Source organism: Thermoflexibacter ruber (assembly GCF_900113045.1).
Classification (GTDB): Bacteria; Bacteroidota; Bacteroidia; order Cytophagales; family Thermoflexibacteraceae; genus Thermoflexibacter; species Thermoflexibacter ruber.
In genome coordinates, this window is record NZ_FONY01000104.1 from 1 (window position 1) to 2,573 (window position 2,573).

Sequence of the window (2,573 nt, forward strand, 5' to 3'; positions counted from 1 at the left end):
ACGTTGGCTGATATTTTAAGAAAAAAACAACAACAAAGGACGAAAACTGATAACCTCAATGTCCCAAGAAATTTGTAACTTGCAAGCACATATAAAAGTGTCGGAAATGCTTACAAAGGAACTAATTACAGAACTCAAAAACAACGGAAATGGAGATTTAGGGTATCTTGTTGATAAACAACAAGATAGTGGAAGTATTGCGTTTATTTTGGAAAATTTGGGCTTCTTACCTAAAAATTTTAATGGAAATTTTTTAATAGATTTACTCAAACACGAACACCACCAAATAAGACTTTTAGCGGTTAAAAATATAGGCAAATTAGGTAATGAAAATTACTTAACCCCTCTCTCGCAACTATTTGATAATGAAACAAATACAAGTGTAAAGCGTGAAATTGTTTCGGCTATTGGGCGAATGAGAAATCCAAAAAATAAAGAAATACTATACAAAATTTTACAAGACGAAGACCCCAAAATTGTGTGTCAGGCGATACGTGCTTTGTTGGTTTTTGATAAAGATGACGAAGTAAAAGAACAACTAAAACCTTTGGTAAATCACCCTAACGAAATGGTGCGGACAGTGATTTACAAAGAGTTTTTTGCAGACCAAGAAAGCAAAACACCATCAAGTTTGCCCCACGCTGAAACTTACGATTTTCTGAAAAATACAGTGGTAAATGGAGATGTTTTAGAAGTTCTAAAATATGTACCAAACGAAAGTGTGCATTTAACTTTTACCTCACCCCCTTATTACAATGCTCGTGATTATTCAATTTACCCAAGTTATCAGGCGTATTTAGAATTTTTGGAAGAAGTTTTTAAGGAAACACACCGCATTACAAAAGAAGGTAGATTTTTGATAGTCAATACTTCACCAATCATTATTCCTCGTGTAAGTCGTTCACATTCAAGCAAAAGATACCCTATTCCGTTTGACTTGCACCCCTATTTGGTTAAAAATGGTTGGGAATTTATAGACGATATTATTTGGCAAAAGCCCGATTATTCGGTAAAAAATCGTATTGGTGGTTTTATGCAACACCGCAAACCGTTAATGTATAAACCTAATGCAGTAACAGAATATTTAATGGTATATCGCAAAGAAACTACCAAGTTAATTGATTGGAATATAAGAAGTTATGACAAGGAAACAACCGAACAAAGCAAAGTAGCAGACGGTTACGAAACTACAAATGTTTGGAAAATAGACCCTTGTTTTGATAAAGTTCATTCTGCGGTTTTTCCAGTGGAATTATGCAAAAGGGTAATTCAATACTATTCTTTCAAAGGAGATTTAGTTTTTGACCCTTTTGGTGGAAGTGGAACAGTGGGGAAAACAGCAAAAGCATTAGGGAGAAAGTTTTTTTTAACAGAAAAAGAACCGACCTATTTTGAATATATGAAAAGCAAAGCCAAACCAAACCTTTTGGGCGAATTTGAAACCCAATTTTTTTGGACTTTGCAAGAGTTTGTTAATCACGTTTTACCATAAAACAGAATGACTTTAACCGAACAAGTAACGAAAAACATCATTTCACGTCTGATAAAAGGGCAAGATTACCGTATAGAAGTTGTGGCACTTATCAACGCCCAATTTTTGCAGTTTGCTATGGACTTTTTTGAGAAAATCGTACAAGCCAAATTGCGAAACAAAGACGTGATTGATTGGTACAAAAAGGAGTTTTTGAACCCAAAATTGAGTTCAGAAGAAATTGCTATCAATTCGGGGCTGAATAAAAAGACTATAACCAATATGTTCAATTCGGCAACGAAAGAAATCGTGATAGATGCCTCAAATGAGCATTACGAAATTCTGTATAATTCAATTTTGCAACTCATTGAAAATCAAAGCGAAATAGATTTAACTTTGACTATCAAATTTCGTGGAGTGAGTGTAGAACTGAATATAAACGAAAGCCTAATTGTTATCAATACGTTGGCAGTAAAACGAGCCGCTTTGCGTGGTGGCTTGTGGAGTACAGCAGGTAAAAAGGTAGAAAAACCACTAATGCAAACTTTGTGTATGCTTTTTGACGTGCCGAAAGAAAATTATGCAATTCATTTGAAAGGTGCAAAAGCCAAACAAGAAGATGAATTAGATTTTGAACGAGAAATTGACTTTTACCTCATAAGTAACGGACAAAACCACAAATGCGAAGTGAAACTAATGGGCAAAGGCAACCCCGAAAGTGCAGACGCAGTAATAGCGAGGGATAGTAAAGTTTTCATAGCCGACAAACTTTCAGACCTAAACAAAACACAATTAGACAGTTTAAAAGTAAATTGGATAGAGTTACGAAGTGAAAACGGTTATCAAAGATTTGAAAAAGCCTTGCAAAGTTTGGGCATTTCGTACAACAAATTTTCAGGAGACATAGATAACAAATTGACAGAAATATTTGCGTTAATATTCTGAAAATGAGTGCGATAAAAAGCAAAAACATCAGCCAACATTGGCTTGGCGGAAAGCGGGGCTGATGTGCTAATTTGTAGAGTAGTGCTTTTTATTTACATTCGTGCTTATGTGAAGTCTGGTGCTGTTAAACCCCCGCCTTCGCCAAGCCTTTTCCGTT

The 2,573-nt window shown here is 35.2% G+C and carries 2 protein-coding genes; both read left to right on the top strand.

All coding sequences use genetic code 11. The features are described from left to right. Positions 1-58: 58 nt before the first annotated feature. A complete protein-coding gene (locus BM141_RS22300) occupies positions 59-1,492 on the top strand; it encodes a DNA methyltransferase (RefSeq protein ID WP_221407739.1) in 1,434 nt (477 codons plus the stop codon). A gap of 6 nt (positions 1,493-1,498) precedes the next feature. Continuing rightward, the gene (locus BM141_RS22305) at positions 1,499-2,416 is read left to right on the top strand and encodes a CfrBI family restriction endonuclease (protein WP_091549642.1); all 918 of its coding nucleotides are present in this window, start codon (positions 1,499-1,501) and stop codon (positions 2,414-2,416) included. The last annotated feature ends 157 nt before the right edge of the window (positions 2,417-2,573 follow it).